Below are 26,064 nucleotides of genomic sequence, written 5' to 3' on the forward strand. Positions count from 1 at the left end.
CACCTCCTTTGCTGCTCAGGTGCCGAACGCGGTCTGTACGCTGCCGCGGCCGTCGACGCGGACCATGCGGCGGATGAGCCGCTTGAACTCGCCGTCGGCGCCCGTGATGTCCAGGACGATGCGCCCGCCGTCTGCTCCGCCTGCGGGCGCTGCGGAGTGGGCGGACCAGGCGGCGGCCGTGGCCTGTCCGGGGGTGGGCGTGGACACGAGGTTGCGCATGCTGCGATCGACCGCGCCCTGTCCCGCCTCGATGCCGTCGACGACACCGGCGGGAATCCACTGACCGATTTCCTGCGCCATGACGCGGGAAGGCGAGTTGATGCCGAGCGCGTCAGCGATCGGCCCCGGAATCATGGCCTTGGCCCAGCTGATCAACTTGTCTTTGATCCAGCCGCCCATGCCCTTGATGCCGTTCCACAGGCCGCGCACGACGTCGCGGCCCTTGCCGGTGAGCAGCGAGCCGAGCGAGCCGATGCCGCTCGCGATGCGGCGGGGCATGCCACGGACCCACGCGATGAAGTCCGATGCCTTCTGTCCGGCAGCCGTGCGGAACGCCTGAAAGCCGCGGGATGCGGAGGCGCGCAGACTGCCCGGCAGGCCGGCCAGGGCGGACGCGGTACGGCCGGGCAACCCGGAAAGCCACGACGTCAGTTCGATGATCTTGCCAACGGCGGCATCCTTTGCGCTGCCGAACCAGCCGCCGAGCTTGCCGGGCAGTGAGGCGAACCAGTTCAGCGCCGTTCCGATGCCGGATACGGCCGTGTCGGTGGTCGACTTGATGAAGCCCCAGGCGGCCGACCACGCGGTCTGAAACCACGTCGTCTTTGTCGCGATCAACACGACGATGGCGACCAGCGCCACAATCGCCGCGATGATCCAGAACACGGGCGAGGCGAACATCGACGCGTTCAGCGCCCATTGGCTGCTGGTCCAGATGGCGTTACGGGCGGCCACGACCGTTTGCGCCAGGGCCCAAGCCTTCGTGGCTACGGTCACGGAACCGATGACCACGGCGAGCGCGGTCAGTACCGGGGTCGGCACGGCGCTGATCATCTGCGCCAGATACAGGGCGAGTTGAACCGTGACGCCGAGCAGTGGCGAGAGGGCGACGAGAAGCTCGATGGCCGCGCCGCCCAGACTGGCCAGGGTCGTGCCGCCCTGCTCGGCCAGGTCGAGGAATGCCGCAAAGCCTGCGGAGTTGTCGAGGGAGGTTCCCCAGTCGGCGAACGCGGCAGACATGGAGACCAGGCCGCCGGTCACCCCGGCGGAGGCGGGCAGGAAGGCTTGCAGCATGCCCGCGAATCCGACCGCAAAGTTCTTGATCACGATCAAGATGTCGCGCAGGGCGGGCCCTGCGACCGCGGCTGTCTCGCTTACCCACTCCTTGAACTCCGCGGACTTGACGCCCGCGGAGACGTCATCAAAGAACCCGGAGAAGGCGCCCGCGGCGGCCTTGACGAAAGGGGTCAGGCTGGGCAGCAGGTCGCGCAGGACGGTGATGCCCTTGGTGACCACCGGCATGGTGGTGGTGGACAGGCTGTCGGACCACGCCTTGTAGTCGCTTTTCAGGCCGATGAACGCGGTGGCAGCATCCCTTGTCGCGGGCGGGAGTTGGGCGAGAGCTTCGGTGTATGCCTGTTGCTTTTCGGCTGCGTCCGCGGCGCCTTCGGCGGCGGCCTTCTCTGCCTCGGCGGCGAGGGTGGCGACCTCCTGTACGGCCTCCATCTGCGGGCCGACCGCGGCCGAGAAGGCTTTGACGGCCAGGCCCGCGGCGAGGGCGCCCGCGGCCAGGCCGCCGAGCGCGGCAGTACCGGCGGCCACGAGCGGGACGGCGCCGCCGACCAGGGCAAGGCCCTTGGCCGCGCGAACCGCGCCCGAGCGCACGCCGTCGCCGAGCGCGCCGCCCATGGCCGCGGACTCTGCGACGAACCGCCCGCGCAGGTCGCGCAGACGGCCGTCCGTGCCGCGGGCGAGGTCGTCGAGTCCGGCGCGCGTGGCGTTCAGACCGCGCTGTGCCCCGGAGTCGTCGAGGTCGATATAGCCGGTGAGTTCGCCGACAGTCAGCGCCACGCGCGCCCACCTCCTGTCGTGCTAGGTGGTGGGCGCGGGCCGCTACAGCAGCGGACTACCGCGGGGGTTGTTCAGGTGGTGCAAAGTGGCGAGAGAGCCGGGACTCGGCCGAGAGAAGGCCGAAGATCCGCACGCGCAGCCACCGCCAGGAGCGGGCGCGCATGAGGCGCCTGTCGCCGACGTCGACGCCGTAGATCTCGTGTAGGTCCGCCTCGATCAGCGGCCACTGGTCGAGGAGTTGGGGCCAGGTCAGCGACGCTTGCGCCGTGCGCGGGCCGGTGCCGGGCGGGAACTCGTACCACTCCCAGAGCCCTGATTCTTCGTCGTACTCGCCCCGCCCGATCGGCGCTGCTGCCGGTTCGGGGCCAGGCGAGAAGGGTCGCCGCCCGAGGCCCACACGCGTTCCGCGGTGGCCTTGTCCTGCACCACCCACACGATCGCGACGCGCGCGCAGTGCTTGAGTGCCGGCCAGCTCACGCCGTCGGCGAGCATCTGGTCGTAGGCGTCGCCGAGCAGGTCGCGGTAGAGGTCGCGCTCGGCCGCATCGCCGAGGGCGTCGGTGTCCACCTCGCCGCCGTTCGCGGCGACCGCGGCGCTCTGCACGAGGGCTTGCACGGCCAGACCGGTTTCGGCGGAGGGCGCCGTAATGGTGTAGTGGCGGCCCTTGACCGGGAGGACGAGCGTTTCGTCGAGCAGCTCGTCGATGGGCTCGAATGCCACTACGCGGCCTCCTTCGTGGTGCTTGCGGCGGCGAGGGTGAGCGTGCCGCCGCCCGCGGGCGCAGCCGGGTTGGTGATCTTCTTGCGGGGGCCCTTGCCGGTCAGCGTGACCTTGACCGTGTCGAGGTCGTCGGCGGCGCCGCCGTCCGGCTCCCAGGTGACCAGGGCGCGGCCCTCGTACGCCTCGTCGCGGCCCTCGCGGTCGTAGTAGCGCACGTGCACGCGCGAGGCGACGCCGAACGTCTCGGAGGCCAAACGCAACTTCTCCTGTGCGGCGTTGAAGACGCCGGTGGTGGGGTGGCAGCGGTGGGCGAGCTTGGCCTCGATCGACCAGGCGAGTTCGGTCACCGTGCTGTCCGCCCACCCCTCGTCGTCGTATGTCGTCGACTTCTGCTGGGTCGGTTCGACCTTGGGGGCGAACTCCTGGACTCCCGGGACCAGGGACCATACGGGGGTGGCGTCGGTGCCGGTGTTGAGTTCGAGGCGGTACCGGCGGGCGAGCGCGGTCTCGGTCTCGGCCGGGGGCGTGGGCGTACTCAAGGGCGGGTCCTCCTATTCGAGGCCGGGGTGCGGGCGGTTCGCGCGCAGCCGGTAGTTGCTGGTGCGCTCCTGACGGCCGTTGGCGTCGGCGCCGAGTGAGCCGGATGAGAAGCGGTAGATGAGCGTGATGCGGGCGGCGCCGAAGGTGTGCCGCCCAGAGGCGTGCAGGACGGCGAACACGTCGTCGTCCAGGGCGCCCACTTCGCGCGGGTCGGGCCCGGCGCGGGTGCGGACCTGCACGGCGAGCACGGTGTCGGTGAGCGCGGCCGACTCGGTGACCGGGTACGCGGTGAGCACGATCGCGCGGTCGGGTCCGTCGGGCATCACGGTGTCGGTGATGGCGGTCTCGCCCTCGGCATAGATGCCGTCGGGCCGGTACGTGCCGACGCGGCGCGCGTCGAGCAGGCGGGCCAGGCCGTCGACGACGTCGGGGAGAAACGTCACCGCAGGGACCTCCGCACCTGGGCGGCGATGATCTCGGCGACGGCGTCGGCCTCCTCGGCGAGGGGGAGTTCGAGGTACTTCGCGGTGCGCCCCGCGTCGTGCCGGTAAGTCATCTCCTCGTGCTGACGGACCGCGTACGGGGTGTCGTAGGACACGGCGGCGGTGAGCGCGCTCTCGTCGACGGTGGCGACTCCGGAGCGTTCGAGGGTGGCCTCTTCGATCGGCACGCGGCGCCGCGAGACTTCGAGGACGTGCTCGGCGCCGAGCCGCAGACCGCGGGCCGCTCCCTGGCGGGTCGCGGCGAGGGCAGCATCGCCGTTCCAGCGGAGCCGGGTGCGCTGCGTCATTCGCACATCACCTCCGTACTGGCGGGCACCGGGAGGCCGGGCGCGGTGTGGTGGGCGACGGTGAGCGCGGTCGTCTTGCGGCCGTCGGGCAGCGTGATCCGTGAGCCGGTCGGGCAGGTGAGATCGGGGGCGGCGATGATCTGCGCAGTCGATACGGTCTCGGCGCCGGTGCGGTCGCGCACGCGCTTGACCGTCTCGGAGACCAGGGCAGGCGCGGTGGCCGCGGGCCCGTAGCGGGGCCCGTATGCCGAGGTACCGAGGTAGGGCTCGACGGCCACCTCGTGGCGCAGCAACCATCCGGGGACGCGGGTCACCAGATCAGCCCCGGGAGCAGGCCCGCCCGCGTGAGCGCGCGGTGCGCGCGCGGGGCGAGGTCGACCTCGCCGGGCGCGGCCGGGCCGTCCTTGCGGCCGGACAGGGACACGGGCCCGATGCTCACGGAGTCCCAACGGCCGGCCGCGCCGGTGCCGTCGTCGCCCGTGGCGAGCTGGTACTCGACCTGAGCACAGACGGCGTCCCGAAGCGTGAGGGCAACGGCGGGATCGGTGGGCATGCCCGCGTCGTCCGTGAGGTAGACCGCCCGCACGAGCGCGTCGTCGATGTCCTCGGACGCGCGGGCGAGCAGCCGCTCGGCATCGGACGGGGTCGGTTTCCCGGTCCACGCCGTGAGCTGCTCGGGGGTGGCGTAGACACGGGGCACGGGCTACTCCTTCTTGGCCTTGGCGCGGGCAGCAGAACGCCCCGCGGGCTTGTCTGCCTGCGGGGCGTTCTCGGCGTCGTCCGGCTCGTCGTCCGGCGGGGTGGGGTGGTAGCGGCGCAGCATCATGGGGAACCGTTTCTTCTCGGTCAGGTGGTGGCGAGGGTGCCGACGCACACGCCGCGGTCGCTCAGGCGCTTGACGGCGTAGTGCAGGGTCGTGGTGACGACGGTCGAGCGGGCGAGGATGTCGCGGTCGTCCTCGACCAGCGGGCGCCGCTTGTAGAGCAGGCCGAGAGAGCCCCGCTTCATGAGCAGGAACGTCCGTGCGGCGACGCGGTTCGTCAGGAACACGGGCACACCGCCGATACGGCCGATGCTGCCCGCGACGGCGGCCGAGGGGCCGTTGCCGAGCTTGGACGCGTCGACGAACTGCGGGTCGGCGAGCGCATCGGCGTACTGCGCGCTGTTCAGGAACAGGCCCGCGAAGTCGTCCGGCTCCCACTCGTCGCCGAACTGCGCGATGCCGGGAACCATGGCGTCCAGCCACGTGAACTTGGTCTTCCCGGCGCCGGTGGTGAACTTCAGCGGGTTGCCCCCGCCGAGCGTGGTCTCGTCGGCCTGCGCCTGGGTGATCAGGTCGGCGTCGACCTTGCGCGCGGCCAGAACGCCGAACTGGCGGCGGGCCTCGGCCTCGGGGTCGCCGAGGCTGACCAGCTTGGCCTTGTCGGTGATCTCGACGGCCTTACCGGCCTCCTTGATCACGGCCTTGGCGAAGCTGGTCGACATGGCCACCGGCGTCATCGGCGTTGCCTCGGTCAGCTCGTCCAGCTCGCCGAGACTGCCCCACTTGGGGAACTCGATCTCCTGGCCGGGCGCACCCTCAAGGGTGTTGTCCTCGACGACGGCGGCCGATCCGGCTACGCGGACCTTGCCGAGGAACTCGGCCTGTGCCATATCGCCCCACACCTCGGGGACGATCATCTGTGCGGACGTGGTCTTAGCCATGGGTGGGTGCTCCTTTTCCGGCGCGGTGGCCGGGCGTTAGAGGGCCCGGCGGGCGGCCGGAGGGTCAGTGGTTGGCGAGGCGCCGGTATGTCTCGGGGTCGGACTGGAACAGGTCGGCGCGCTCGGCGTAGGACATGGCGGCGAACTGGGCCTCGGTGACGGCCCCCGGGCCGGGGTCGCTGAAGTCGGCGCCCGACTTGGCGGGCGTCTGCGGGACCGCGGCGAGCCACGGCTGAGCCGTAACGGCGTTCTTGATCGCTTCCGCCACGGCGGCCGTGTCGGTCGGATCGATCTGCGCCACCGCGGCCGTGAACGACGCGGAGTCGAGCAGGCGGGCGACGTCGGCGCCGACGGTCGGCGCGGCCTGCACTACGGCGGCCTGCACGGCTGCCTGCCGGGCGGCGGTTGTGCTGTCGGCGAGTGCCTGCTGTGCCCACTTCGGCAACCGGGTCACATCGCCCTCGGCGGGCTCGACGGGCGGCGCGGCCGGGGTCTGCGGAGTCGGCGCCTGCGGGGCGGCCTGCTGGGCACGGGTGCGGTAGTCGGCGGCTTCGGCGCGCGTGTCCTTGATGAGCTTCTGGGCCCAGTCGGGGAGCGACGCGACGTCCTGCGGCTCCCCCTGCTGCGGGGTCTGCGGGGTCTGCGGCGTCGAGCTGGTGCTCGGCGCGGCCGGGGTCTGCGGGTCGCCGGTCGGGGCCGGATTCGGGGCGGGCGCGTTGGTCGGGTCGGGAGTCGACACGGGTTCTCCTGGGACGGTGTCCGGGTCCGTGCGCGCCTGGCGCTCGGCCGGATGCGGGCAAACGAAAAGGGGGCCCGCGCCTGGCGGGCCCCCTTCGGGGCGGTACTGCGGTGTTCGGTTAGTCGTCGAGGTCCTGGTCGCCGTCGTCGGTGACCGGTCGGGGGGCGGGGCGCTGCTCGGCGTATCCGCGTATCCACGCGGTCCGCAGCGTCGACGTGCTCGGGTATGGGCACGTGGTCGGCTCGTCGCCGCGCTGGCCTGCCTCGCGGCCTGCCGTGACTGCCTTCACGATGTCCTCGCGCGTGCCCATGGTCACCTCTTGTTCTGGTGGTCCGACTCGTTGTGGCGGGCGCCGTCGGCCCATCGCTGCGGCTTGCCGGTCACCTGCTCGACGAACTCTGCCTGAGTCAATCGGCCGTGTTCGGCCCACCACTCTTTTAGCTCGTCGGACGCTCGCGCGTGCGCGATGCGTGCGGGCCCGCTGAACAGGGATACCGGGGCGTGCCCGGCGGCCTGGGCCTTCTTGCTGAGCAGGTAGCCGCGGCAGTCCGTTTCGGCCTGTAGGTACTGCCGATACACGTACTCGTCGTACAGGGCTCGGGCCTCGCGGCGGGTGATGAGATGCCGCTCGTCCTGGTCCTCGTCGTCGCCGCGGTGCTGTGCGGCGGCGGCGTCGCGTAGGTCGGCCCAGAACGCGTCGTCGTCGAGGTGGTCGTCGAGGGCCTGGTCGGCGGCGAGGGCGCCCCATGCGGCCGGTCCGGGCACATGGTCGCCCATGGCCTCGGCGAGGGCGTCGCGGTCGGCGAGCAGGTCGTCGGCGGCGTCGCCGGTGCTGGCGGGCGGGGGCAGCTCGACGGCGTCGCGGCGGTCCATCTCGGCTGCGATCCGCAAGAGTTCGGCGGTGTCGGCGTACTGCATCGCCCATGCGAGGTCGTCGTCGCCCACCCCCGTCAGATCGGCGAGCAGGTTGCCACCGGGGTACAGCCTGCCGAGCAGGTCACGGCGGGCGGCCTCCGCGGCGATGGCGGCGGCCTCGGGTCCGCTACCGGCGTCGCGGTAGCGGGCGGCGAGCTGGGCATCGGACAGGCCCACCAAGTCGGGGCGCACGTCCGGGCGTTGCCCGGCGCGGTCGCGGCGGTCGGTCTCGGCCATGACGCGCACCTGGTCGGCGTCGTCGACGCGGGCGAACAGGCGGGCGAGGTCGTCGTCGGACAGGCCGAGCAGATCCTCGACCAGGCGCCCGCGGGGTGCGGCGCGGTCGAGCAGGGCGGCGAGGTCGCGGCGGTCGGCCTCGGCCTCGATCCGGCGCCGGGCGCGGTCGTCGAGCGGCGTACGGAGAGCGGCGGCGAGCTGGTCGTCGCTCATCTCGCGCACGGTGCGCTCGTCGCCGGACCATACGCGGGCGCGCTCGACCTGATCGGGCGCGGGCGGGCGCGGCGAGGCGGGCAGGTTTCCCGCCCCTTCCTGCTCGCGGTGCCTGAGCCGGCGTAGATCGGGGTGGGCTGCGAGGTGGTCGCGCATGGCGCCTTGCCACTGCCTGACCTTGAGGCGTGCGGCGCGCTTGGCCTCGGGGGTGACGGCGGCGGCCTCGCGCCGCTTGTACTGCCGGATACGGCGCTCGATGGTGCGCTGCCGTTGTCCGGCCTCGTACCCGGCGGAGTCGCTCTCGGCGGCCTCAATGCGGGTGAGCCCTGGCGTATAGGCGCTCACGGAGTGACGGCAGTTGGGGTGCTGAAATCCCGCGAGGCGAGCCTCGTCGAGCGTCCCGGCCACACGCACGGGGACCATGCGGCCGTCCTCGACGGCGTGCTCGACCTCGACCGTGCGCTCGCCGCTCGGGCCGTCGATAGCCAGTACGCGACCCTCCCACGGACGGCAGAGCGGGCACTCGCGCGGCGCGTCGGACACGATCACCAGATCGATACCGGCGTCGGACAGGGTCCGCATGTGCGCCTCGGTCACCGCACGCCCCACGCTCGTGCGCACGGCCATCTCGGCGTAAGAGGTGAGCTGCCAACGTCGGCCGGCGCGGTCGGTGAACGCGCGTATGCCCTCGTCGGCAAACCGGCGCATGGCGTCCTGGGTGGCCTGGCGGCGGCTGCCGGTGCCGAGCAGGGGCGTTGCGGTGACCTCGGCGACGATCGCCCGGAAGGTGTCGACGACCGCCCGCAGAATCGAGCGGTGCGTCGAGGTGACCACGTCGACCGCTTCCTGAGCGAGCCTGTCCACAGCCTGTGCGTTCGGCGTGACGTCGTCGACCAGGGCGCGCGCCTCGTCGGACAGGGCGCCGATCTCGGCGACCGCGGCGCGGTGCCCGACGTTGTACGCCTCGGCGACCGCGTCGAACACGTCGAGGGTCACGGCCTTGCCCAACTCGTCGACCACGCTCTGTGAGGCGCGGCGCAACGACTGAACGGCGGCGAGCTTGCGCTCGGCCCACCCTGGGGCGTCGAGACCCTCGGCCAACTTCCTTGCGATGAGGCCGAGTAGGCGCTCCTCGGCGGCGGCGTAGAGGTCGCGAGTGCGCTCGGCGAGGGGCTCGGCCATGCCAGGGTGTATTGCCACGGAGACCCCCTCACGACTGTGGCGTCATCTTGCCTCTGTTTGCCGTTGGGAAATGGCTGATCCTATGCATTTTGTTATCTACTCGAACCCGTCAGAAAAGTCGAGATTCGCAGGATGTAGAGGATAAGCCTGGTCGGTTACGGGCACTTCCTCGCTGACCACATCAAACCTGGTTTTGTCGATCCATAGTCGGCCAGGCCCGTCCAGGATAATCCCAAAAGCGATATTGACGCCTTGCGGGGGAATGTCTAGGACGATGCTGTACCATCTCCAGCCGATTGTTCCTTTAATCCTTCGATCCGGATCTTCCATGTTGTCAAAGGCGAGGGTTTCGCGAGTGTCACCATCAACCCGCATCCAAAGTCCAGCCCAGCCGGTGACGGCCTCCGCTTTAAGCGCTGCCGAGAATCTTACGCGGGATCCATGATAGGCGTCTGCTCGAAACATCTGCATAAGGGTTGCGAATCCAAGAGGGATTCTCTGAGCCTGAATGAAGCTGCTTGAATAGCCGCTCTCGAATGTCTCTAGATCGATGCCGAATTCGTATCCTTCTGGGGCTGTCCCTGACACGCTCCAGCCCTTGGGGGCAGTCCCTCGTGACAGGGATTCGTTTCTGGCTGGCGTGAATTCCGATAAGATGCGTGAAGTTTCGGCCCGCGTCCTATCTGTTTCGGCATCGAGCTTACGAACCTCTGCCCGCGCCCTCTGCCTTGTGGTCCAGTACGTTGTTATTGCCACCAGTATTCCGCCGATGACGGGTCCCAGAATTCCAGAGAGTGAAGCGCCCATTTTGCACCTCGCCGCGGTGGGCCTGCTGGCGTACCGAACCGGTTAGCACGTCTCAAGCAGTCAATCTGACATTAAGCACAGCACATGAGACGGGTGCTAGGGGGCGGGTTCGTCAAATCAGCCCACAGATCCTCGGATATCCCGGTGATCGCCGTACGCAAGGGAAAGGGGTTGCGTATCGAGCTAACTAGCAAGCGGAAACGTACCGACGGGGTCGGGCGCGGCTGCTCCGGTCTCCCGAAGGATCGCGGCAACCTCGACTTTTATGGCGGTGTCGTCCCAATCGGGGTGTAGCCAACGAACCTTGGTTGCGGTGGACACGGCGCCCGCACGGGCGAGCAGGTCGAGCGTTGTCGCCGTGCTCTGCTCGCTCTCGGCGACACCGTCGCCGAACTCGACGCGGGGGCGCTCCGGTTTGATCGGGCGGCCAAAATGCACGGCGTCGAGCTGCAACAGGACGTGCAGGATGTGCGCGAGGGGCTGACGCCAGTACCCGGTTTTCTTCTTCCGGGTGACCATGGACAGGGCGTCGCGGCTGTCGACTTCAGTCGCGGTGATCGGGGCGCCGTTGGCGTCGAGGCCGAACGACTGGGCGCTGTATCCGGCCGACTGGGCGGCCTGCCGAGTCAGGGCCTCGGTGCTCCGCTGGTGCTCCTCTACCCTGATCTCGAACTGGCTGAGCGTGATGGCCGCGCCGTCGTTGGGCGGCATCTTCAGCGAATGCCAGACCTCGCGGTCGTCGTCGAACCCTGCGCCGTTGCCGGGTCCGTAGTCCCGTAGGTACCCGTCGGGAACGATCAGCCGGGCGCGGGCGAGGCGGATGTCGCGCATCCATGACGTCCACACGTCGTCGATGGCCTCGAACACGTCCCGGATGCCCTGGAAGTCGCTACGCCCCATCGGGCTTGACCGGTGCACCCTGTTGGGTCCGATGTTCGGCACGTAGACGATGGTGAGGTCGGTGATGCCGGTGGTGACGGTGACGCCGTCCTCGCCGAGACTGCCCGCAAGATCGGCGGTCTCAGGGTGCTCGGCCAGAGGGACGGCGCGGCCGAGATTGTCGGGGGTGCCCTCGTACAGGCCGTGCAGGATGCGGCCGGGCTCGTGCCGCTCGACGTGCCGGAACACGGTCGACTGCGTCGAGCCGGGGAGGTCACGCCACAGGGTGGCGGCCCGCAGCATCCCCCACCGGAATTCGGGGGCGACGTTGTCGGGCTGCACAACCGAGAAGATCGGCCGGTCGACTAGGTCGCGGTCCCACGTGGCGCGCAGGTACACCCCGGACAGGGCGGCTCCCTGCTCGGCGCCTGCGTGCAACGCCTGCTGTATCTGGCCTTCGTCGACCAGGGTTTCGAGGCGTGCCTGTGTGGCCTTGTCCTCGACGTGCAGGGACGGCATGTCGCTGAACAGCAGGTGCGCGCTGACGGCGGCGATGTCGGACGCCAACGGCACGTGCAGTCGGTGACGCGGTCGGGTGGGCTCTGCGCGGCGCCGGTTCCACGGGCCCCGGCGCGTCGGAGCGACGTCTTGCTCGCCGTGGATGCGGGCGAGGCGGCGCCGATCACCGGAGTACCACGCATCGTCGACGCGCATCTCGGCGTAGTACGGGGCCCACTGCGGGGGCGGCCACGCTGCGCCATTGTCGGGCAGAGGCACGGCTCATACTCCAATCGCTGTGACGAGAGATATTCGCCCCGGCAGGATGCGGCCATGGATCAAGGGCTAGCAGCGGTGTTGGGGGCTGGCGTTGGTGTTCTTGGAACCTTGGGAACGGCGGCGTTGACCTATGCGGCGACACGTCGGCAGGCGATGGATCACGGGAGGGTGCAGCACTGGCAGCAGTTACGGGACGAACGCAAGGAAACCTACTTGGCGCTTCTGAGCGCATTGGAGGACTTCATGTTCGAATCAGGGGAGTTCCTTGTGGCGCTCAAGTCGACACCTTCCTCGGAGCTGGTGACTGAATCCCAGAAGACCGCAGGCGATCGGCTTACGGATGTCTACAGGCAATGCCAGCGTGTTGATATTTCTGGGCCTAGTTCGATGGCGGATTTGGCTACGAAACTCCGCTCAGCTGCCACAAGGAGCTTTGGGTATCTCGACGCCCACGTGCGCAACGAAACACGGCTGACCTTAGAGTCAGTCAGGAAGCACTCGGTCATAACAACCGAGCTAGCTCAGGTGAGAGGGAGTTTCGTTGAGGAGGCAAGGCGTCTTCTGGAGACTTTCCCTAGCCAGTGATGCCATCTTCAGGTGACGGGCTTTGGAGCAAATGGCGCCACTCGTGCGAGGTGGAATGGACGACGTAGCGCAGGGCGTCGGCGCTGTGGTCGTCGACCTTGATCGGGGCGTCGTCGCCGCGCTCGGTCGCTTTCGGGTCCCAGCTGTAGCCGGGGAGTTCGGCGAGCAGGCCCTCGCACGAGTCGTGCACGAGCAGGCGGTCGGCGGCGAGCAGGCTCGACACGGATCGGATGCCGTCGGTGACGTCGTTGGTGGTGCGGGCGAGGCCAGGGTGCCCGTCCTGCCACATCTGCGTGGAGAACGATGCGGCGCTCGGGTCAATGAACGTCCACTCAGGCGTGATGCCGAGGCGGTCGAGCCACGCGCGGACGGCGCGGCTGTACTGCGCGTCGGTCATGCTGCGGTGCGTGGCGCGGGAGTCGTGGCGCCACTCAGCGGCGACGTACAGGCGGCCGTCGACTCCCTCGCCGAGCAGGACCGCCGAGAACGGGTTCGTGGTGCCGTAGTCCACGCCGCACCAGTGCCGGCGCATGTCGGGGAGCGCGGCCACCACGTGGCGGGCCTCGTCCCACATATCGTAGATGGCGCCCTCGGCGACCACCCATGCGCCGTCGATCATGCGGCGGCGCCACAGGCCGACGTACTCGGCGGCGAGGTTGGCGACGTACTCGGGCGACAACGACGGGTTGTCGGCGAGGCGGAAGTGCCAGGCGCGCAAGTTCAGTTCGCTCGCGCGGTCGAGATAGCCGGTCTTGAGCCAGTGCTGCGGGCTGTCCGGGTTGGTCGTGGCGTACAGGCGCGCGCCGGGCACGGACAGTCGGGCAAGGAGCTGGACCCAAAAACCCTCGGGCAAGAGAGTTGCCTCGTCGACGTACGCCAACTGCGCGGTGAGGCCGCGTAGTCGGCCCTCGGCGCGGGCGTCTGCGGCGCCGATCAAGTGGACGGTGCGGCCGAGGATCGTCGCCGTGGTCGCCCCGCGGGTGTGCACGACGTGCCGGGCGAGGGGACCGAACAGGGCGCGGTCCTGTAGGGGTTCCAAGACGTTGCGCTCGATCGTTTGCAGCGATCGGCCGCACACGATGATGAGACCGGATGGGCCCGCCGTGGCGACGGCGATCACGAACGCGAGTAGCGAGGCGATCGTCTTGCCGCTGCGCACGCTGCCGTGCCACAGGTTGATGCGGGCGGTCGCCTGCCCGATGCTGCGGAGCTGCTTGCGGGACAGGGGCAGTCGGCCGAGGTCGAGCACTGCGGCTCACCCCCCGGCGGCTCCCCCGTCGTCGGGGGCCTGGTCGTCGTTGGTGGCCTGCGTCAGTGCCTCGCCGAGGGCCCCCAGCATGCTGCGTACCTGCTCGGCGTTCTCTCCGCCCTCGACGGGTGCGAGGCGTAGGGAGGTGCCGACGGCGGTCTGTACCGACGCGACGATCGCGCGTTGGTCGCCGAACCGGGGTTGCGGTAGGTGGGTCTCGTGCCACTCGCCCTCGCGGCCGGCGAACTCGCCGTGCATGGTGGGTGCCCATAGCTGGGTGCGTAGGCGCTCGGCGTCGCCCTGAAGCGCGAGGGCGAGGGCTGCGCGGCGTGCAGCGAGGTCGGCTGTACGGGCGCGGGTGGCGGCCTCGACCTGCGGAGCACGGTCAAAGGTGAGCGGCGGCTCGAACGCTGCGGCGATCTTCGACACGGTCGACGGTGACCTGTTGAGGGCGCGGGCGATCTCGTTACGGCTCTTGTCCTGGGCGTGCAGCTCGCGCACGCGGCGACGGTCATCGGCCGTGATGGGGCGGGCCATGGCTCACCCCCTGCGCACGGTCGTGCGGGATCGCAAAACGCCCCATCGCAGTTCGCGACGGAGCGTGGCGCGTGTATCCGTTTTCGGGCACGCGGGAGACGCCGCCAACTTTAGGTCACGGGAAGGTCACGGCGCAACTGGTGCCGCCGCCGCCCTCGCGGGGGCGTGAGGTAGCCGGTCATATGGATATGCCGCCATTCAAGTGATCATCGGCGCGGCCGGGAGCGGAGGCCGAGTTCGGCCCCTTGAATGGAAAGGAGGCCGGAGGGAAAGGGCGGGGAGACCCCTCTTGTCGCACTCAGGCACAACTCGACGTGGAGAGGGAACGAAATGGCTGGAGACACACACGGAACCACCGGTGTCGGGGTGCCTGGGGTGACCACTGAAGGCGCCCTCACGAACATGGACACGCTAACCAAGACGCGTGATCTTTGCGGCCAAGTCTCAGATGCGGGTGTGGGCGCCAAACTCACTCAGGACGCGGTCGATCTGGCCAATGAACTCAAGAAAGTTCTAGGCCCCGAGGCGACGCAGTAGCCCACGGGCCCGATCGTTTTGCCGTAGGCGCTGCACAAGTGTGGTCCGTGCGTCGTATGCGCGCAGGTGCGGCGGTCGCGCGGCTGCGCCCCGCTGTGTCGTACAGCGGGGCGCAGCGTCGTCATACGGCTTGGTTGACGTGTCGGACGGGCACGCCGCGGTAGGGGCCGGGGCGTCGCTGTTGGGGCCCGCGGCCGGGGGCGGGTGTCGACGGGCGCGCGACGGATGCGGCCGGGTGTCCGCCGGGCAGCGGCGACGGCTGCCGACGGGCGTCATACGCACTGGTCGGGGCGGGTGCGGGCGTCGGAAGGGTCGGCATCATGTTGGGGTCTTGCTCAAGCTGATAGGCGAGCAGGGTCGGTGCGGTGCCGACGGGCACGACACCCTCGGCCCACGCGGTCCGGCACATGTCGGCGCGCTGTCCGACGGCCTGTCGGACGACGTCAGAGAAGTTGTCGCCCGTGCTCATCAAGACGGCGAGGTCGGCGGCGAGCTGGTCGTCGATGCGGACCGATGGCCGCTGACCGGCCTTGGGCGGGTCCTGCTTCTTGGGCTGGTTAGGGTGTGCGGTAGCCATCTGAGGGTCGCTCCTCGGTGGTGAGGCAGGGCCCGCCCATACGGTTTGTGAGGAACCGTGGCGGGCCCTTGCTGCATGTGTGGGTCTACTGGGCGCCGTTGGCGCGGCGCTGCTTCTCCTCGCGGATGAACTGAGTGATCCGGCTCGCGGTGTATCCGGACTCGGCGGCGATCCGGTCGGGGCTCATGCCCTTCTTGCGGGCGGCGAGGGCGATTCGGCCCATGGCGGCCTGTACGGCGGTGCCGGCCATCCGTAGGGCCCGAACGTCGTCGAGGTGGAAGTCTTCGGCGAGGTTGTCGAGGAACTGGTCGAGGTGGCAGGGGTCCTTGCTGGCGCGGGCGGCCTCGTACTCGTTGGTGAGGGCGTGCACGTCCTGATAGGGGGCGAGGTCGTACGGGTTGGTGTCGCCGTCGGCGGCGCGGGCGGCGGCCGTCTCGCGCTCGTACTCGTTGAACAGGGTCACCATTTGCGTGACCAGGGCGCCAGCCGCGGTGTCAGTGGGAACGCCTCGGCGGTTGAGGTCGTCGGCGATCCGCTCGAACGTGCTTCGGCCGCTGATACGGCGCCGCTCGGCGGCGTCTTGGTCATCGTTGCTGGGCGGCTGCTCGTTGCTCATCTGGGGTGCTCCTGTCGGTCCGGGGCGGGCCCGCCCTCGGGTGAGGGCAGGCCGGTCGGGTGGGCTACTCGCGGGCGGTACCGGGCGCGGTGGCGCGGCCGTCGAACAATGCGCCCTGCTCGGTCGGGCGCTCGACGTCGAACAGGGCATCGACGGACTGCTCGCCGATCCATGCGCCCTGCCACGTGCCCTCGGCGTCGGCGGCCTCCTTCGCGGTGGCGGCGAGCTGCTTGCGGGCGTGCCCGGCCTGCTCGACCCACTTCTGTGCGGCCCTGCGTTCGGCGGGGGTGGTCTCGTCCGCGCCGAGCAGGGTGTCGGCGTACTCGCTGATGACGTTCAGGACGTCGGTGGACCCCGGCTTGATGATCAGGGTGCGGCCTCGGCCGCGGCGTCCGGCGTCGAGGGCCTCGCGGGTGGCCTTGCTGGCGGGGTCGTGGTCGTCGGCGCCGGTGGCGAGGTTGGTGTCGGCGAGGTGGTCGGCGAGGGCGCCGGGAATGGTGACCTCACCGGAGCGCGGGGCGGCGGGCGCGCTCGGTGCGGTCTGCTCGGCCTCGACGGTCTGCTCTGCGGCGACGGTCTGCGCGGGGGTAGCTTCGTAGCGCTCGCCGTAGGGGTTGGTGCCGCGGGGCGCCTTGACGGCCTTGGCGTAGTCGTCCTGTGCGCTGTAGCCGATGTGCACGAAGCCCTCGCCCCCGCCAAAGTCGATCCAGGTAAGCCACTTGATCGGCTTGCCGCCGCGCTCGGCGGTGTAGGTCGCGCCGGTCTCGGGGTGCTTGGTGGTGTAGGTGGTCTTGGTGCTGGCCATGGGGTCGCTCCCTTGGGCGGTGTGTGGGTGCCGGGCGAGGTCCGGCGGTCCTGCCGGGGTGAGGGGCCGTCAGGAGTTCTAAGAGTAATCATTGCAGTAATGATTACAGCAATGGTTACAGTAGTCGTTATCTGCCTGTGATGCGGGCCGGTCCGAGCCGGAAACGACGGCACCCCCGAACGCGCGTCGAGGGGTGTGCGGGCCTGCTACGCCCTACGCGGCCGGGGCGGGGCGCCGAGCCGCCAGCGCGGTATGTCCGGCGCCGAGTGGGGTTCGGCATGAGTGCGCAGTCCAAAGGCTGGGCCGCGTAACGTAGTTGGTACGACCTGGAGTGAGGGGCAGGAGTGCCGATCCTCATGTATGTCGCCGCTGCGGCGGCGCTTCTATCTCTCGTGTCGCTCCTGCTTGCTCGCCGATATCGGCGATCGCAGACCGCGATCGAGAACGACGTGCAGATGAATGCAGAGGCCCTAGAGCAACATTTGTTGCCCTTGGCGTCCACAAGCGATGAGCGCTTTGCAGGCGAAGAGGTCGCGCTCATGGCCTACCGCGCGAGTCGGCCAGGAATCTTCGAAGACTCCCGTGTTCGGCCAGGCGCCCCAGAACGCATCGAGACGAGAGTTCACGGGAGAAGGTTCGGACTTGCGGTCTACGCGGCCATGGTTGCCACCCTGATGGGCGGCGTGGCGGCGACTGCTGGAACTGGCGTCGTGGTGCGCGAGGTGACGCCAGTAACCGAGAATCCAGGGCCAGATCCTGAGCCCGAGCCCGAGACAGGCCTAGGAAAGGTTGAAGGCATGTCTCTGGTGGTTGGGGCAGTGGCCGCGCTAGCAGGTGGTGTGGGCGGGCTGCTGGGCGGCATCGGAACGTATGGCACCTGGAGAGACAGCCGCCGTGCGCAACGAGCCACTGACCCCAGTGAGGATGATTCTCCTGATCCGCCTGAGCCCGATTCCACGGGTGGTGGAGAACCTCCTGACGCGCGGCATGACGGCTACCTCTGAGCGGGGCCGCTCAGTGTCCGCCGGGCGAATCAACTTGCGGAAGTCGCCCGGCGCCGCCGTGTTCAGACTCCTGTCGGCTGCTCCCTGCGGGCGGCATGGAGCGCAGTCCACAGCTCGACCAGGTCGGTGCCTTGCCACGAGCGGCGGCCGTGCTCAGCGTCGACGGGTGCCGGGCACGTCGGGCCGGTCGAGCAGGTCGCCACGGCGGCGCGTGGGTCGCCTCCCCCGTTGTGCACGGTGATGCGGCCCGCGCGGCAGAACGGACACGGATCGTCGAGCGTGATCGTCCGGGCGGTGCGGCCGAGGGCGGCCTCGACGCGGCGACGCGCGGTACGGGCGGCCTCGGCGACCTGGTCGACCAGGGTTGCGGGGGTGGGGGCGAACAGAGCGCGGTCGGCCGCGTCGTCGAGGGCACGGCCTTCAAGCCAGACGGCGGCCCAGTGCAGACCGAACACGCGTGAGCCGGTCGAGGCGATGCTCGCCGGACCTGCGTCGCGGTACGTGGGCAGGTGCCACAAGCGCGGGTCGCTCGGGTCGGTGCCGAGGGTCCATCGGCCGTGGCGGTCGCGGGCGGGGAGCTGCACGCGCTCGGCGACGGCGTCGCACATGTCGAACACCTCGCGCTCGGTGTCGTGGGCAGCGTCGAGGGCCCGCAAGTTCGCCGGCGCGGGGTGCTCGCGAAGGATGAGCGGCAGACGGCCGACGGCGGCCTCGTCGAGGGCCTGGTCGTCGTCAGTGCGGTCGTCGGCGGCGAGTTGATCGAGGAATCCGCGGCGCTCGTACGGCATCCACTCGGCGGCCCGTGGCGGCTCGGCGATGGCGGCGAGCATGTCGCCCCACTGCTCGCGGACTGCGGCGAGGTCGTCGGCGGCGCGCTGGCCGGGGGTGGTCGTCATGTGGGCGGCTGCTCCTGGTCGTGGTGGACGCGGCCGGGCTCGTCGGCCAGTGCCCACGTGATGAGGCGGGCACTGGCGGCGAGCAGGGCAACGGCGATGGCGAGGTTGGCGGCGACGGCTGAGGCCGGGGTCACGGCTCGACCTGGTCGGCTGCTGCGCCCTCGTCGAGGGCCTGCTCGTCGGCGAGGCGGGCGGCGTAGGCCCGTATGGATCGGCGGGCGCTGCTGAATCCGGTGAGCAGGCCGCGAGTTGAGCGGTTGAGTCCCCATCGGCTCTGGGTGTTGTTGTGCTCGCGCTCGACCAGGGCGGCGAGGTGATGGGCGTGGGCGGTCAGGATGATGCGGGCGGCGGCGAGGGCCTGCTCGGGGCTGCGCGGTCCTTCGTCGAGCAGGACGTCGCGGAGTGTGGCGAGGGCGGGGTCGCGGTCGGGCTGGTTGAAATTGAGGGCCTGGCGCACGTCGTCGGCGGTGAGCGGGGCGGGTTCGTCGATGAACCCGTGGGTGTCGGTGGACTGTGTGGCGTACGGCTTGGGGGCCGGCATGCTGATTTGTCTCCCTACAGGCGCGCGTACTTGTAGCAGTACTTGGCTGGATGGCAGTTGACGCAGGTTCGGTGTTTCGAAACTCTCGCAAGGCAGGCGTCGGTTGTTTCGACGTCAAACGGGGGAGATTGGAATGTCGGAAGCGGACAACATCAAATTTGGGCTGTGGGTCATAGCGGCAGCGCTACTGCTCTTATGCGTGGTGCTGTGGAAGTTGCCATCGGGGGAGAGGTGGCCACTCACGAAGTTGTTGGCAGGTGGCTTTATCGCGGTGCTCTTGGGGGGATTGGTAGCCCTCCTTCAGTCGGCGGCCAGCGGGCTTTGAGTACCTGGGGCCCTTTCGCGTGTGAGATTCAACGGACGGCGTAGAGACCGGCGGAGCGGGCGGCGGCCGTCGTGGGGATGGCTTCTGATGTCAGTGGTGGGCGGTATCGCGTGCGGGCCCGCGCGTGGGCGGGCCCGCGTCCGGTCGCGGTGAGTGGTCTAGAACGGGGGCTCGTTGTTGCGTCCGCGGGTCGACCACTGGTCGGCGGTGGGCGGCTGGCCGTAGCCCTGGGTCTGCTGGCTGCCGTATCCCTGTTGGGGCTGTCGTGAGGCGCTCGTGGCGTTGCTGTTGGCCTTGGTCACGACGGCGGTTGCGCGGAGCAGCGAGGGGGCGACTTCCTCGGCCTGAATCTCGTAGCTGCTGCGCTTGGAACCGTCGGCGGCCTCGTACTGGCGTTGGGTGAGGTAGCCGGTGACGGTCACGCGCATGCCGCGCTGCACGGACTCGGCGACGTGCTCGGCCTGCTGACGCCAGACGGCCACGCCGAGGAACAGCGACTCGCCAACCTCCCACGCGTTGGACTGCTTGTTGAACTTCCGGGGCGTGCTGGCAATGCGGAAGTTCGCGACGGCGGCGCCGCCGGGGGTGAATCGCAACTCGGGATCGTTTACGACGTTGCCGGTCATGGTGATGGTGGTCTCGCCGGACATGGCTAGGCGGCCCTTTCGAGGGTGGGAGTGGTGCGGGGGCGGAGCGGAGCGACGGGGGCGAGGCGGGCGTCGCGCTGGGCGGCACGGGCGGCGCGCGAGCGGGCGTTCTTGCACGCGCGGCACTTCCGGGTGTTGTCGGGCGCCCGGTAGGTGTTCGCCTCGTCGTAGGCGTGGTTGGCGGGGCAGTGCGTGACGGCGGCGCGGGCGGCGACGTGGTTCGAGCTGGCGAGGATGTTCTCGCGGTGCGTGATGGCGCGGAGGTGGCCGGGGTTCACGCATGCGCGGCGGCGGCATTGGTGGTCGACTTCGAGGCCGTCGGGTATCGGGCCGTGGGCCTGCTCGTATGCGAAGCGGTGGGCTTTGACGGTGCGGCCGTTCCAGAACGTGCCGTAGCCCTTGTTGTTGAGGCTGCTGTCCCACAGGTGGCACGGGCCTGGGCAGTTGCGGCGGAGCGACCAAGGGCCGGTGGTGTCCACCTTGGCGGCGAACCGCTGTGCGGGGGTGGGCCGTTCCACGGATGTACCTCCTGTGGGATGTAGTTGCGCTGAATGTTCTTCCGTGGACGGTCACGATCGTCCATGAGTGGACGATAGCGGACGGGGGGGCGGCCTTGGCCGTTCTGTGGTCACCCCCCGTCGAGCGGCTACGCGGCTGCTGGGAGGGCGAATTGAGCCCCGGTGGGGGCGAGCGTCCACCCGTGGGCGTTGAGCGCCTCGGCGACCTGCTCGGCGATGTTCTGGGGTTCGCTGTGGCCGAACTGCTGGGCGTCCTCGACGGCGGCCCGGATGACGGCGACGGCGGCGGCCGGGATCACTGGCGCGGCCCGGACACGTGCCGCACGGCGGCGCGTCCGCAAGCGTCGCGGGCCACGGGCGGGCGCACCATCAGGCGTGCCATGGCGGCGAGTTCGCGCTCGGCGTCCTGCTCGCGAGCAGCTTCGTTCTGGGCGATCTGGGCGGCGTACTCGTCGGCGAGGCGCTGCTCGCGCGCGGCGGCGAGGACGGCCTCGCGCTTCCTCTGCTCTGCCTGGTGGCGCTCGGCGAGCAGGGCGGGCCCGTCGACCTCGTACAGCGTCCGCCAGTTGCCGTGCTCGGCGTGCTTCTCGACGGTGACGCGGGCGCCCTGGTCGGCCATCTCGCGGGCAATCCGGCGCACGGCCTTACGGTCCGGGGTCACGGTGACGGCGGGCCTGGTCGGGCGGGCGGCCCACGTGCCGGTGATGCGGTACCGGCTGCTGTTCCTGGTCCGGTCGCCGGTGCTGGCGTGGCGCCGGTAGGGCGCCTTGCCGGGGTGCTTGCGGTTGCGGTTCATGCGGCCTGCTCCGGGGTGAGGGCGGCGGCGTGGGCGGCCTGCCGTTGGTCGTGGGTGTGGCTGCGGAGTTCGGCGCCGGAAGGGCGCTTGCACGGCATGCCCTTGCGTGCCCGGCAGTTGGTGCGCGGGCAGTCGACGGCCAGCTCGGGAAAGCGCACGCGGCGGACACCGATGCCGTGCTCGGCGAGCTGCTCGCGAAGGTGGCGCGGCATCTCGCCAATGCGGGCGATACGGGCGGCGACGTCGGGGGCGGGCCCGCCGGTGAGTTCGCGGTACGTGGTGGCGGGCACTGCGCCGGTGGCAACGGCGTGCCGGGTGCCGAGCAGTTCGGCCCGGTAGGACGCGGGGTCGTCCGGGTCGGCCTGCGGGGTGGGGTCGGTGTGCCGGTCGAGGATGTCGCGCTTGAACGCCCACCAGGGGCGCGAGACGTCCGCGGGCTTGATCGGGTACGGCGACGTGGCGATGTGGTGGCGTACGACCTGTGAGGCGTCCCAGTGACGGCCGCCTGGGTGTTCGGCGGTGGCCGCGACGTCGGCGAGCAGGTCGGCCCACTGGTCGAGGACTTCGGCGGCGGCGCCCTGGTCGGCGGGTGCGCTGCGCGGGTCGAGCTTCACGGCGTAGGCGAGCAGGACGGCGACTTCTCGGCGGTTCACTGGGCCTGCTCCTGGGGGTCGTCGAGGGCCGCGGCGAAGAGGTCCGCGGCGCGCTGCACGCGGCCGGGGCGGGCGGCGGCGAGGGGGATCACGTCGGCGCCGGACGCGGGGGCCTTGCGGATGTCGGCGAGGGCGAATTGCAGGGTGCCGCCGGTGACGGGCTTCGAGGTGGCGCCGAGGCGGTCGAGGGCGCCCCACAGCTCGGGTGGGGCGATGCCGTTGCCGAGGGCCTCCTCGACGGCGCGGCGGATGCTGGCCTTGCCCTGCGCTGTGCCGCGGCCGTACTTGGCCCACCACGCGGTGAACATCTCGGCCGCGGGCCCCTGCTCCCCCCGGTGGGGGGAAGGGGGGTTACTACCTCCGTAGGAGGTAGTAGGGGACGGGTCGGGTCGGGGGGACCGTGACGGGTCCATACCGTCACGCTGTGACGTACCGGCCTGACCTGCGATGTCGTCCGGAAACACGATCTGATTCGCGGCGCGTTCTCGATTTCCCGGCGACGAATTGTCATCGATTCGCGGACGATTCGCCGACGAATCAGCGCGATTACGTTCCTGGTTCCGCTGCTCGGCGGCCTTCTCGCGGGCCCGCTGCTGGCGTCCGGCGGCCTTGGCGCGGCCGTCCTCGACGGTCGCCCGGGTCGGGTTGTAGATCAGAAAGTCGTGCATCACGTAGTCGGCGGCGGGCGGTTGGACGCACCGGGCGCAGTTGTGGCCGTGCGGGTGCCACAGGCCGGCGGAGACCAGCTTCCGCACCTGCGGGGCGGTGCCGTAGAGCTGGGCGACCACGCCGGGCACCATGCCCTCGGTGAGGTGCTGGGCGGCATACGCGCCCGCGCGCATCCACAGGCCGAGCGCGGCGTTCCCGGCGTTGAGCATCTTGGGGTGGCCGTACGCCGTGTCGTCGACTTTGAACCAAGTCACGGGGGTTGTGCTCCTTCAAAGGGGTCGGCGCCCAGGGCGAGGGGCTCGGCGGCACTCCCTCGCCCCGGGGGCCCGTCTATGCGGCGGAGTAATACGGGCGGGTGCGGGAGGGCTGGTGCTCCGCGCAGCGCGGCCCGCACGGGTAGAGGCGCACCGGCAGTGCGCCGCACCGGGGGTTGCCGTGCTCGCAATCAGCGGCGGCGGCAGGGTTGTTGCACGCGTTGCAGTACCGCTTGCCGTTCTCGCGATGGCGGCCGTGTACGGCCTGGTCGTGGTCGCAGGACGGCGGCCGGTGCTCGATGCCCTTGACCGCGGCGAGGGCCGCGCGGTCGCGCTGGCGCGCGGCCTGGTCGTCGACGTGGCCCGGGTCGCAGCACCCGGGGTGCTCGCACACCGGGCGGACTGTGCCGAGCGGGTGGCGGCCGGTGCGCAGGATGAACGCGGCTTGATAGGCGGTGTATTCGTGGCCCTGATGGCGGAAGCGACCGCCACCGCTGGTGGGTCGGCCCGTCCACTCGCGGTGTTCGCCCACGGCGCGCGTGCGGGCGGCGAACACCTTTGCCAGCCCTTCGGGCACTGTCTGAGCCGGAGCGGTGTGGGCGGCGCGCTCGGTCACTGCTTGCCCCCTGCCTGCCCGACGGATGCGGGAGCGAGGGCGGGAAGAACGTGTGCGGCGAGGGCACCCTCGCGCCACGCCTGGGCGACCAACTCGCGTCCCTCTACCGGGCTCTTGGCGCTGCGTCGGGTATAGGTCATGCGGTGGGTCGCGGCACGGTGCGGCTTCAACGCCACGCCGGGCACCTCGTGAACCTCGGCCGTGGTCGGATCGGCGTAGTGGGCCGTACCGGCGGCGTTCACCTCGGCCAACACCTTTGCCACAAAGGCGGGTTGTACGCGGGTGACCACCTGGGCGGGAATCACCTCGACGACGTGCTCGGACGGAAAGGTGTCGCGGACCCACACGCGAAACGCTTCATCGTCGACGACCTGCGCGGCGATCTCACCACCGATTCGGCTGACGCTGCCCACCTTCATGCCGCTGGGCAACGTCGCGTCAACCTTGGTCGTGCCGGTGGCCTTGTACTGCTGGTCGAGCAGGTGCTGTACGTCCGTGCTCGCCTCGGCGTGCGCGGTCTTGATTTCGTCAAGCAGGGCGCCGAGGACGGCTTTGCGGGTGACGGCGTCGCGGACGGCGGCCGGGTCCGGCGCGGGCCGCTTCTGAGCCTGTTCGGTCACTGGGCGCCCCCGGCGGCGGCCTCGATCATCTGCCGGAACGCGTCGAGCTGGGCGGCGGTCGCCTCGGTGACGGGCAGGCCATAGACACGCTCGAAATCGGCGTCGAGGGTGGGCAGGTTGGCGCGGGACGCGGCGAGGCGGAGCGCGTTCTCGGCCTCGGCGGCGGCCTGTTCGGCGGTTGCCACGCTGGCGGGTATGGCGGCCTCGGCGGCGACGGCGTCGGATACCGAGTGCGGCGCGGATCCGGCCGGGGTGCCCTGCTCGTCGGGCGTCGGGTGCTCCTCGCCCCCGGCGTCCTGCTGCTTGGCGCCCGGCTTGGTGGCGCCGATGGCGGCGAGGCGGGCCAGGTGGTCGGGGTGCTCGCCCCGGTCCTGTGCTGCGGTGTGCAGGGCGCGGACCGGTTCGACCGACTCGGCGGTGTGCGCGTCGCGGAGTTCGGCGAGGCACGTCATGTATTCCGGAGGGGCACCGGCTGCCTCGGCGTCGGCGAGGATCGCGGCGAGCTGGTCGGCGTCGGCCGTCGCGGCGGCCTCGGTGAGGTAATCGCGCGTCGGTGCGGGCGGGGTGTTCGGCGTCGACTGCACGACGGTCACGCCCTGCTGCACCGGCGGGGTGTCGGCCCGCTCGACCGTGACCGGGTTGCCTTCCTGGTCGACGACGGCGCCCAGTTCCTCGGGCGTGTAGATGGCGCCGTGCAGCACTTCGGGACACGCGATGCGCACGCTCTCGGCGATCGCACGGGCCCGCAGCATCGCCCGGGGGAACTTCTCCCACGGCTGTGGCTGGTTGTTCTTGTCGCGGGAGTACGGCCGGTCGTTCCGCAGCGTGCACAGACCAGCGATCACCGCGTCGTCGAGGGTCCACTCGATCACGGTTTCGTCGTCGGGGTCGTCGTGCCGCTGAATGCGCACCTCGCACCGGGTGCGCTCGGACTTGATGCGCACGCGGTGCCCGGCGGACCGGGTGCGGCCGAGCATGAGGTCGGCGGACTGGCACGGCTTGCCCTTGATCACGTGAATGGTCGTGATGGTGGTCACGACGTCGAGGCCAAGGGCGCGGCCGTACTCCATCGCCCACAGGACCGATGCGGGCTGCTTGCGGTAGGCGTCCGGCAGTAGAGGGGTGTTGGCCAGGGACTCGCAGAACTGCCACGCCTCGTAGGGCGACATGTGAGAGAGGGACAGGGCGCCCCCGCGGGCAGGGGCAACGGCGGTCGGCGCGTGGGTGGTGGCAAGAGTGGCCATGGTCACGGGCGGGCGTTCCTGTTCTGTGCGGTGCGGTGGCGGATGTGGGCGGCGGCCCGGGTGATGCGTGTGGCGAGGCTGATCGCGTCGTCGGGGTCGAGCAGGGGGTCGAGGGCGACGACGGCCGGGGAGTCGTCGAGCAGGGCCTCGCGGGTGGCGTCGGCCTGGGCGGCGCGCACGGCGCGGCCGTAGTCGGTGGCGTCGTCGCTGCACATCGCGTAGTCGAGAGCGACGACGCTCGCGGCGTGGGCGGCGAGCAGGCGGCCGACGGCGGCGGGGTCCTGGCCGTAGGCGAGGGCGAGTTCGTCGAGCAGCGGGTCGACGTGCTCGGCGAGCGGGAGGCGGACGGCGAGGCCGTCGGCGGAGAGCTGAGGGCGGATCACGGGCGCGGCTCCTCGGCGGTGTCGAGGCCGAGGTCGACGGGCGCGGTCGGCTCGTCGGCGGTGAAGCGGCCGGTGCGTGCGTCGTAGGTGAGAGGGCGCGAGCGGTCGACGCCGGGGAGCATGCGGGCGAGCAGGCCGAGGGTGGCGCGGTGGGCCTCGCGGTCGGCGGCCACCGGGCGCCCCTCGGCGTCGGCGAGCATGACGCGGGTAGAGCGCCGTTCGGTCCCGTCCTGGACGGTCCGCACAGGGACGGTCCGCACGCGAACGGTCCCCTGCGCGATGTCGGCGAGCTGTCGCGCGATGACATCGGTGCGGGCGAGGTGACGGCGGGCGGCGCGGCCTCCCTGGACGGCCTGGGCGGTCCGGGAGAGGCGGCGAGTAGTGTCGGGCTGGTTCACGATCGGGGCTCCAAGCGGTCG

Annotated in this window: 35 protein-coding genes; 2 read left to right on the top strand and 33 right to left on the bottom strand. The window is 70.5% G+C overall.

What is annotated here, in order from left to right; all coding sequences use genetic code 11:
• Positions 1 to 15: 15 nt before the first annotated feature.
• The 14 genes from AB0G47_RS17730 to AB0G47_RS17795 form a co-directional block, all read right to left on the bottom strand.
• Complete coding sequence (locus tag AB0G47_RS17730; protein ID WP_360770251.1) at positions 16 to 2,070, bottom strand: hypothetical protein; 2,055 nt, start codon at positions 2,068 to 2,070, stop codon at positions 16 to 18.
• A 249-nt stretch (positions 2,071 to 2,319) separates the two neighbouring features.
• The gene (locus AB0G47_RS17735) at positions 2,320 to 2,790 is read right to left on the bottom strand and encodes a hypothetical protein (protein ID WP_360770253.1); all 471 of its coding nucleotides are present in this window, start codon (positions 2,788 to 2,790) and stop codon (positions 2,320 to 2,322) included.
• Positions 2,790 to 3,329, bottom strand: a complete 540-nt coding sequence (locus AB0G47_RS17740) for a hypothetical protein (RefSeq protein ID WP_360770257.1) — start codon at positions 3,327 to 3,329, stop codon at positions 2,790 to 2,792. The genes AB0G47_RS17735 and AB0G47_RS17740 overlap by 1 nt, the downstream gene beginning before the upstream one ends.
• 12 nt (positions 3,330 to 3,341) lie before the next feature.
• Complete coding sequence (locus tag AB0G47_RS17745) at positions 3,342 to 3,773, bottom strand: minor capsid protein (RefSeq protein WP_360770260.1); 432 nt, start codon at positions 3,771 to 3,773, stop codon at positions 3,342 to 3,344.
• Positions 3,770 to 4,120: a hypothetical protein gene (locus AB0G47_RS17750; protein ID WP_360770264.1), complete on the bottom strand. Its 351-nt coding sequence runs from the start codon at positions 4,118 to 4,120 to the stop codon at positions 3,770 to 3,772. Before AB0G47_RS17750 ends, AB0G47_RS17745 begins: the two co-directional genes overlap by 4 nt.
• The gene (locus AB0G47_RS17755) at positions 4,117 to 4,434 is read right to left on the bottom strand and encodes a hypothetical protein (RefSeq protein ID WP_360770266.1); all 318 of its coding nucleotides are present in this window, start codon (positions 4,432 to 4,434) and stop codon (positions 4,117 to 4,119) included. Before AB0G47_RS17755 ends, AB0G47_RS17750 begins: the two co-directional genes overlap by 4 nt.
• Entirely contained in the window at positions 4,431 to 4,820 is a 390-nt protein-coding gene (locus AB0G47_RS17760; protein ID WP_360770269.1) for a hypothetical protein, read from the bottom strand. Before AB0G47_RS17760 ends, AB0G47_RS17755 begins: the two co-directional genes overlap by 4 nt.
• 3 nt (positions 4,821 to 4,823) lie before the next feature.
• A complete protein-coding gene (locus tag AB0G47_RS17765) occupies positions 4,824 to 4,946 on the bottom strand; it encodes a hypothetical protein (RefSeq protein WP_360770272.1) in 123 nt (40 codons plus the stop codon).
• 20 nt (positions 4,947 to 4,966) lie between these two features.
• Positions 4,967 to 5,824, bottom strand: a complete 858-nt coding sequence (locus tag AB0G47_RS17770; RefSeq protein ID WP_360770275.1) for a phage head protein — start codon at positions 5,822 to 5,824, stop codon at positions 4,967 to 4,969.
• Between the two features lie 64 nt (positions 5,825 to 5,888).
• Positions 5,889 to 6,563, bottom strand: coding sequence for a hypothetical protein (locus AB0G47_RS17775; protein WP_360770278.1), 675 nt, complete (start codon positions 6,561 to 6,563; stop codon positions 5,889 to 5,891).
• Between the two features lie 118 nt (positions 6,564 to 6,681).
• Positions 6,682 to 6,873 (bottom strand): Rmf/CrpP fold protein, encoded by a 192-nt coding sequence (locus AB0G47_RS17780; protein WP_360770281.1) that lies wholly within the window; start codon positions 6,871 to 6,873, stop codon positions 6,682 to 6,684.
• Positions 6,874 to 6,875: 2 nt separating this feature from the next.
• Positions 6,876 to 9,110, bottom strand: coding sequence for a phage minor capsid protein (locus AB0G47_RS17785; protein WP_360770837.1), 2,235 nt, complete (start codon positions 9,108 to 9,110; stop codon positions 6,876 to 6,878).
• Positions 9,111 to 9,206: 96 nt separating this feature from the next.
• Positions 9,207 to 9,917 carry a hypothetical protein gene (locus tag AB0G47_RS17790; RefSeq protein WP_360770284.1) on the bottom strand — a complete coding sequence of 237 codons (711 nt, stop codon included), beginning with the start codon at positions 9,915 to 9,917 and terminating at the stop codon, positions 9,207 to 9,209.
• Between the two features lie 183 nt (positions 9,918 to 10,100).
• On the bottom strand, positions 10,101 to 11,573 hold the full coding sequence (locus AB0G47_RS17795) for a phage capsid protein (protein WP_360770286.1): 1,473 nt from the start codon (positions 11,571 to 11,573) through the stop codon (positions 10,101 to 10,103).
• Between the two features lie 54 nt (positions 11,574 to 11,627).
• Between AB0G47_RS17795 and AB0G47_RS17800 the strand changes: the two genes are divergently transcribed.
• On the top strand, positions 11,628 to 12,158 hold the full coding sequence (locus tag AB0G47_RS17800) for a hypothetical protein (protein WP_360770289.1): 531 nt from the start codon (positions 11,628 to 11,630) through the stop codon (positions 12,156 to 12,158).
• Here the strand turns inward: AB0G47_RS17800 and AB0G47_RS17805 are convergent.
• From AB0G47_RS17805 to AB0G47_RS17825, 5 genes are all read right to left on the bottom strand, one after another.
• Positions 12,148 to 13,407: a PBSX family phage terminase large subunit gene (locus AB0G47_RS17805; protein ID WP_360770292.1), complete on the bottom strand. Its 1,260-nt coding sequence runs from the start codon at positions 13,405 to 13,407 to the stop codon at positions 12,148 to 12,150. The genes AB0G47_RS17800 and AB0G47_RS17805 overlap by 11 nt on opposite strands.
• A 6-nt stretch (positions 13,408 to 13,413) precedes the next feature.
• On the bottom strand, positions 13,414 to 13,944 hold the full coding sequence (locus AB0G47_RS17810) for a helix-turn-helix domain-containing protein (protein ID WP_360770294.1): 531 nt from the start codon (positions 13,942 to 13,944) through the stop codon (positions 13,414 to 13,416).
• Positions 13,945 to 14,602: 658 nt separating this feature from the next.
• The gene (locus AB0G47_RS17815) at positions 14,603 to 15,058 is read right to left on the bottom strand and encodes a hypothetical protein (protein WP_360770296.1); all 456 of its coding nucleotides are present in this window, start codon (positions 15,056 to 15,058) and stop codon (positions 14,603 to 14,605) included.
• Between the two features lie 85 nt (positions 15,059 to 15,143).
• Positions 15,144 to 15,674 (bottom strand): hypothetical protein, encoded by a 531-nt coding sequence (locus AB0G47_RS17820; protein WP_360770299.1) that lies wholly within the window; start codon positions 15,672 to 15,674, stop codon positions 15,144 to 15,146.
• A gap of 64 nt (positions 15,675 to 15,738) precedes the next feature.
• Positions 15,739 to 16,479: a hypothetical protein gene (locus AB0G47_RS17825; protein ID WP_360770302.1), complete on the bottom strand. Its 741-nt coding sequence runs from the start codon at positions 16,477 to 16,479 to the stop codon at positions 15,739 to 15,741.
• Between the two features lie 356 nt (positions 16,480 to 16,835).
• Here AB0G47_RS17825 and AB0G47_RS17830 point away from each other — a divergent pair, with 356 nt between their 5' ends.
• Positions 16,836 to 17,483, top strand: coding sequence for a hypothetical protein (locus AB0G47_RS17830; protein ID WP_360770305.1), 648 nt, complete (start codon positions 16,836 to 16,838; stop codon positions 17,481 to 17,483).
• 62 nt (positions 17,484 to 17,545) lie between these two features.
• On the opposite strand, the gene AB0G47_RS17835 is transcribed toward AB0G47_RS17830, so the two are convergent.
• The 14 genes from AB0G47_RS17835 to AB0G47_RS17900 all read right to left on the bottom strand — a co-directional run bounded on the left by AB0G47_RS17835 (position 17,546) and on the right by AB0G47_RS17900 (position 26,043).
• Complete coding sequence (locus AB0G47_RS17835; RefSeq protein ID WP_360770308.1) at positions 17,546 to 18,379, bottom strand: hypothetical protein; 834 nt, start codon at positions 18,377 to 18,379, stop codon at positions 17,546 to 17,548.
• A complete protein-coding gene (locus AB0G47_RS17840) occupies positions 18,376 to 18,513 on the bottom strand; it encodes a hypothetical protein (RefSeq protein WP_360770310.1) in 138 nt (45 codons plus the stop codon). Before AB0G47_RS17840 ends, AB0G47_RS17835 begins: the two co-directional genes overlap by 4 nt.
• Positions 18,510 to 18,920: a hypothetical protein gene (locus AB0G47_RS17845; protein WP_360770311.1), complete on the bottom strand. Its 411-nt coding sequence runs from the start codon at positions 18,918 to 18,920 to the stop codon at positions 18,510 to 18,512. The genes AB0G47_RS17840 and AB0G47_RS17845 overlap by 4 nt, the downstream gene beginning before the upstream one ends.
• A gap of 483 nt (positions 18,921 to 19,403) precedes the next feature.
• Complete coding sequence (gene ssb, locus AB0G47_RS17850) at positions 19,404 to 19,895, bottom strand: single-stranded DNA-binding protein (protein ID WP_360770314.1); 492 nt, start codon at positions 19,893 to 19,895, stop codon at positions 19,404 to 19,406.
• Between the two features lie 2 nt (positions 19,896 to 19,897).
• Positions 19,898 to 20,410 carry an HNH endonuclease signature motif containing protein gene (locus tag AB0G47_RS17855; protein WP_360770317.1) on the bottom strand — a complete coding sequence of 171 codons (513 nt, stop codon included), beginning with the start codon at positions 20,408 to 20,410 and terminating at the stop codon, positions 19,898 to 19,900.
• A gap of 128 nt (positions 20,411 to 20,538) precedes the next feature.
• A complete protein-coding gene (locus AB0G47_RS17860; protein ID WP_360770319.1) occupies positions 20,539 to 20,709 on the bottom strand; it encodes a hypothetical protein in 171 nt (56 codons plus the stop codon).
• Complete coding sequence (locus AB0G47_RS17865) at positions 20,706 to 21,206, bottom strand: hypothetical protein (RefSeq protein ID WP_360770321.1); 501 nt, start codon at positions 21,204 to 21,206, stop codon at positions 20,706 to 20,708. Before AB0G47_RS17865 ends, AB0G47_RS17860 begins: the two co-directional genes overlap by 4 nt.
• On the bottom strand, positions 21,203 to 21,859 hold the full coding sequence (locus AB0G47_RS17870; RefSeq protein ID WP_360770323.1) for a cell surface glycoprotein: 657 nt from the start codon (positions 21,857 to 21,859) through the stop codon (positions 21,203 to 21,205). Before AB0G47_RS17870 ends, AB0G47_RS17865 begins: the two co-directional genes overlap by 4 nt.
• Complete coding sequence (locus AB0G47_RS17875; RefSeq protein ID WP_360770327.1) at positions 21,856 to 22,782, bottom strand: mucin-2; 927 nt, start codon at positions 22,780 to 22,782, stop codon at positions 21,856 to 21,858. Before AB0G47_RS17875 ends, AB0G47_RS17870 begins: the two co-directional genes overlap by 4 nt.
• 76 nt (positions 22,783 to 22,858) lie before the next feature.
• The gene (locus AB0G47_RS17880; RefSeq protein ID WP_360770329.1) at positions 22,859 to 23,398 is read right to left on the bottom strand and encodes a hypothetical protein; all 540 of its coding nucleotides are present in this window, start codon (positions 23,396 to 23,398) and stop codon (positions 22,859 to 22,861) included.
• Positions 23,395 to 24,018 (bottom strand): hypothetical protein, encoded by a 624-nt coding sequence (locus tag AB0G47_RS17885; protein WP_360770332.1) that lies wholly within the window; start codon positions 24,016 to 24,018, stop codon positions 23,395 to 23,397. The genes AB0G47_RS17880 and AB0G47_RS17885 overlap by 4 nt, the downstream gene beginning before the upstream one ends.
• Positions 24,015 to 25,262: a recombinase RecT gene (locus tag AB0G47_RS17890; RefSeq protein WP_360770840.1), complete on the bottom strand. Its 1,248-nt coding sequence runs from the start codon at positions 25,260 to 25,262 to the stop codon at positions 24,015 to 24,017. The genes AB0G47_RS17885 and AB0G47_RS17890 overlap by 4 nt, the downstream gene beginning before the upstream one ends.
• 2 nt (positions 25,263 to 25,264) lie before the next feature.
• A complete protein-coding gene (locus AB0G47_RS17895; RefSeq protein ID WP_360770335.1) occupies positions 25,265 to 25,645 on the bottom strand; it encodes a hypothetical protein in 381 nt (126 codons plus the stop codon).
• Positions 25,642 to 26,043 (bottom strand): hypothetical protein, encoded by a 402-nt coding sequence (locus tag AB0G47_RS17900; RefSeq protein WP_360770338.1) that lies wholly within the window; start codon positions 26,041 to 26,043, stop codon positions 25,642 to 25,644. The genes AB0G47_RS17895 and AB0G47_RS17900 overlap by 4 nt, the downstream gene beginning before the upstream one ends.
• Positions 26,044 to 26,064 lie beyond the last annotated feature (21 nt).

It is taken from the genome of Streptomyces sp. NPDC021622 (assembly GCF_040640795.1).
In the GTDB taxonomy this organism is placed as follows: Bacteria; Actinomycetota; Actinomycetes; order Streptomycetales; family Streptomycetaceae; genus Streptomyces.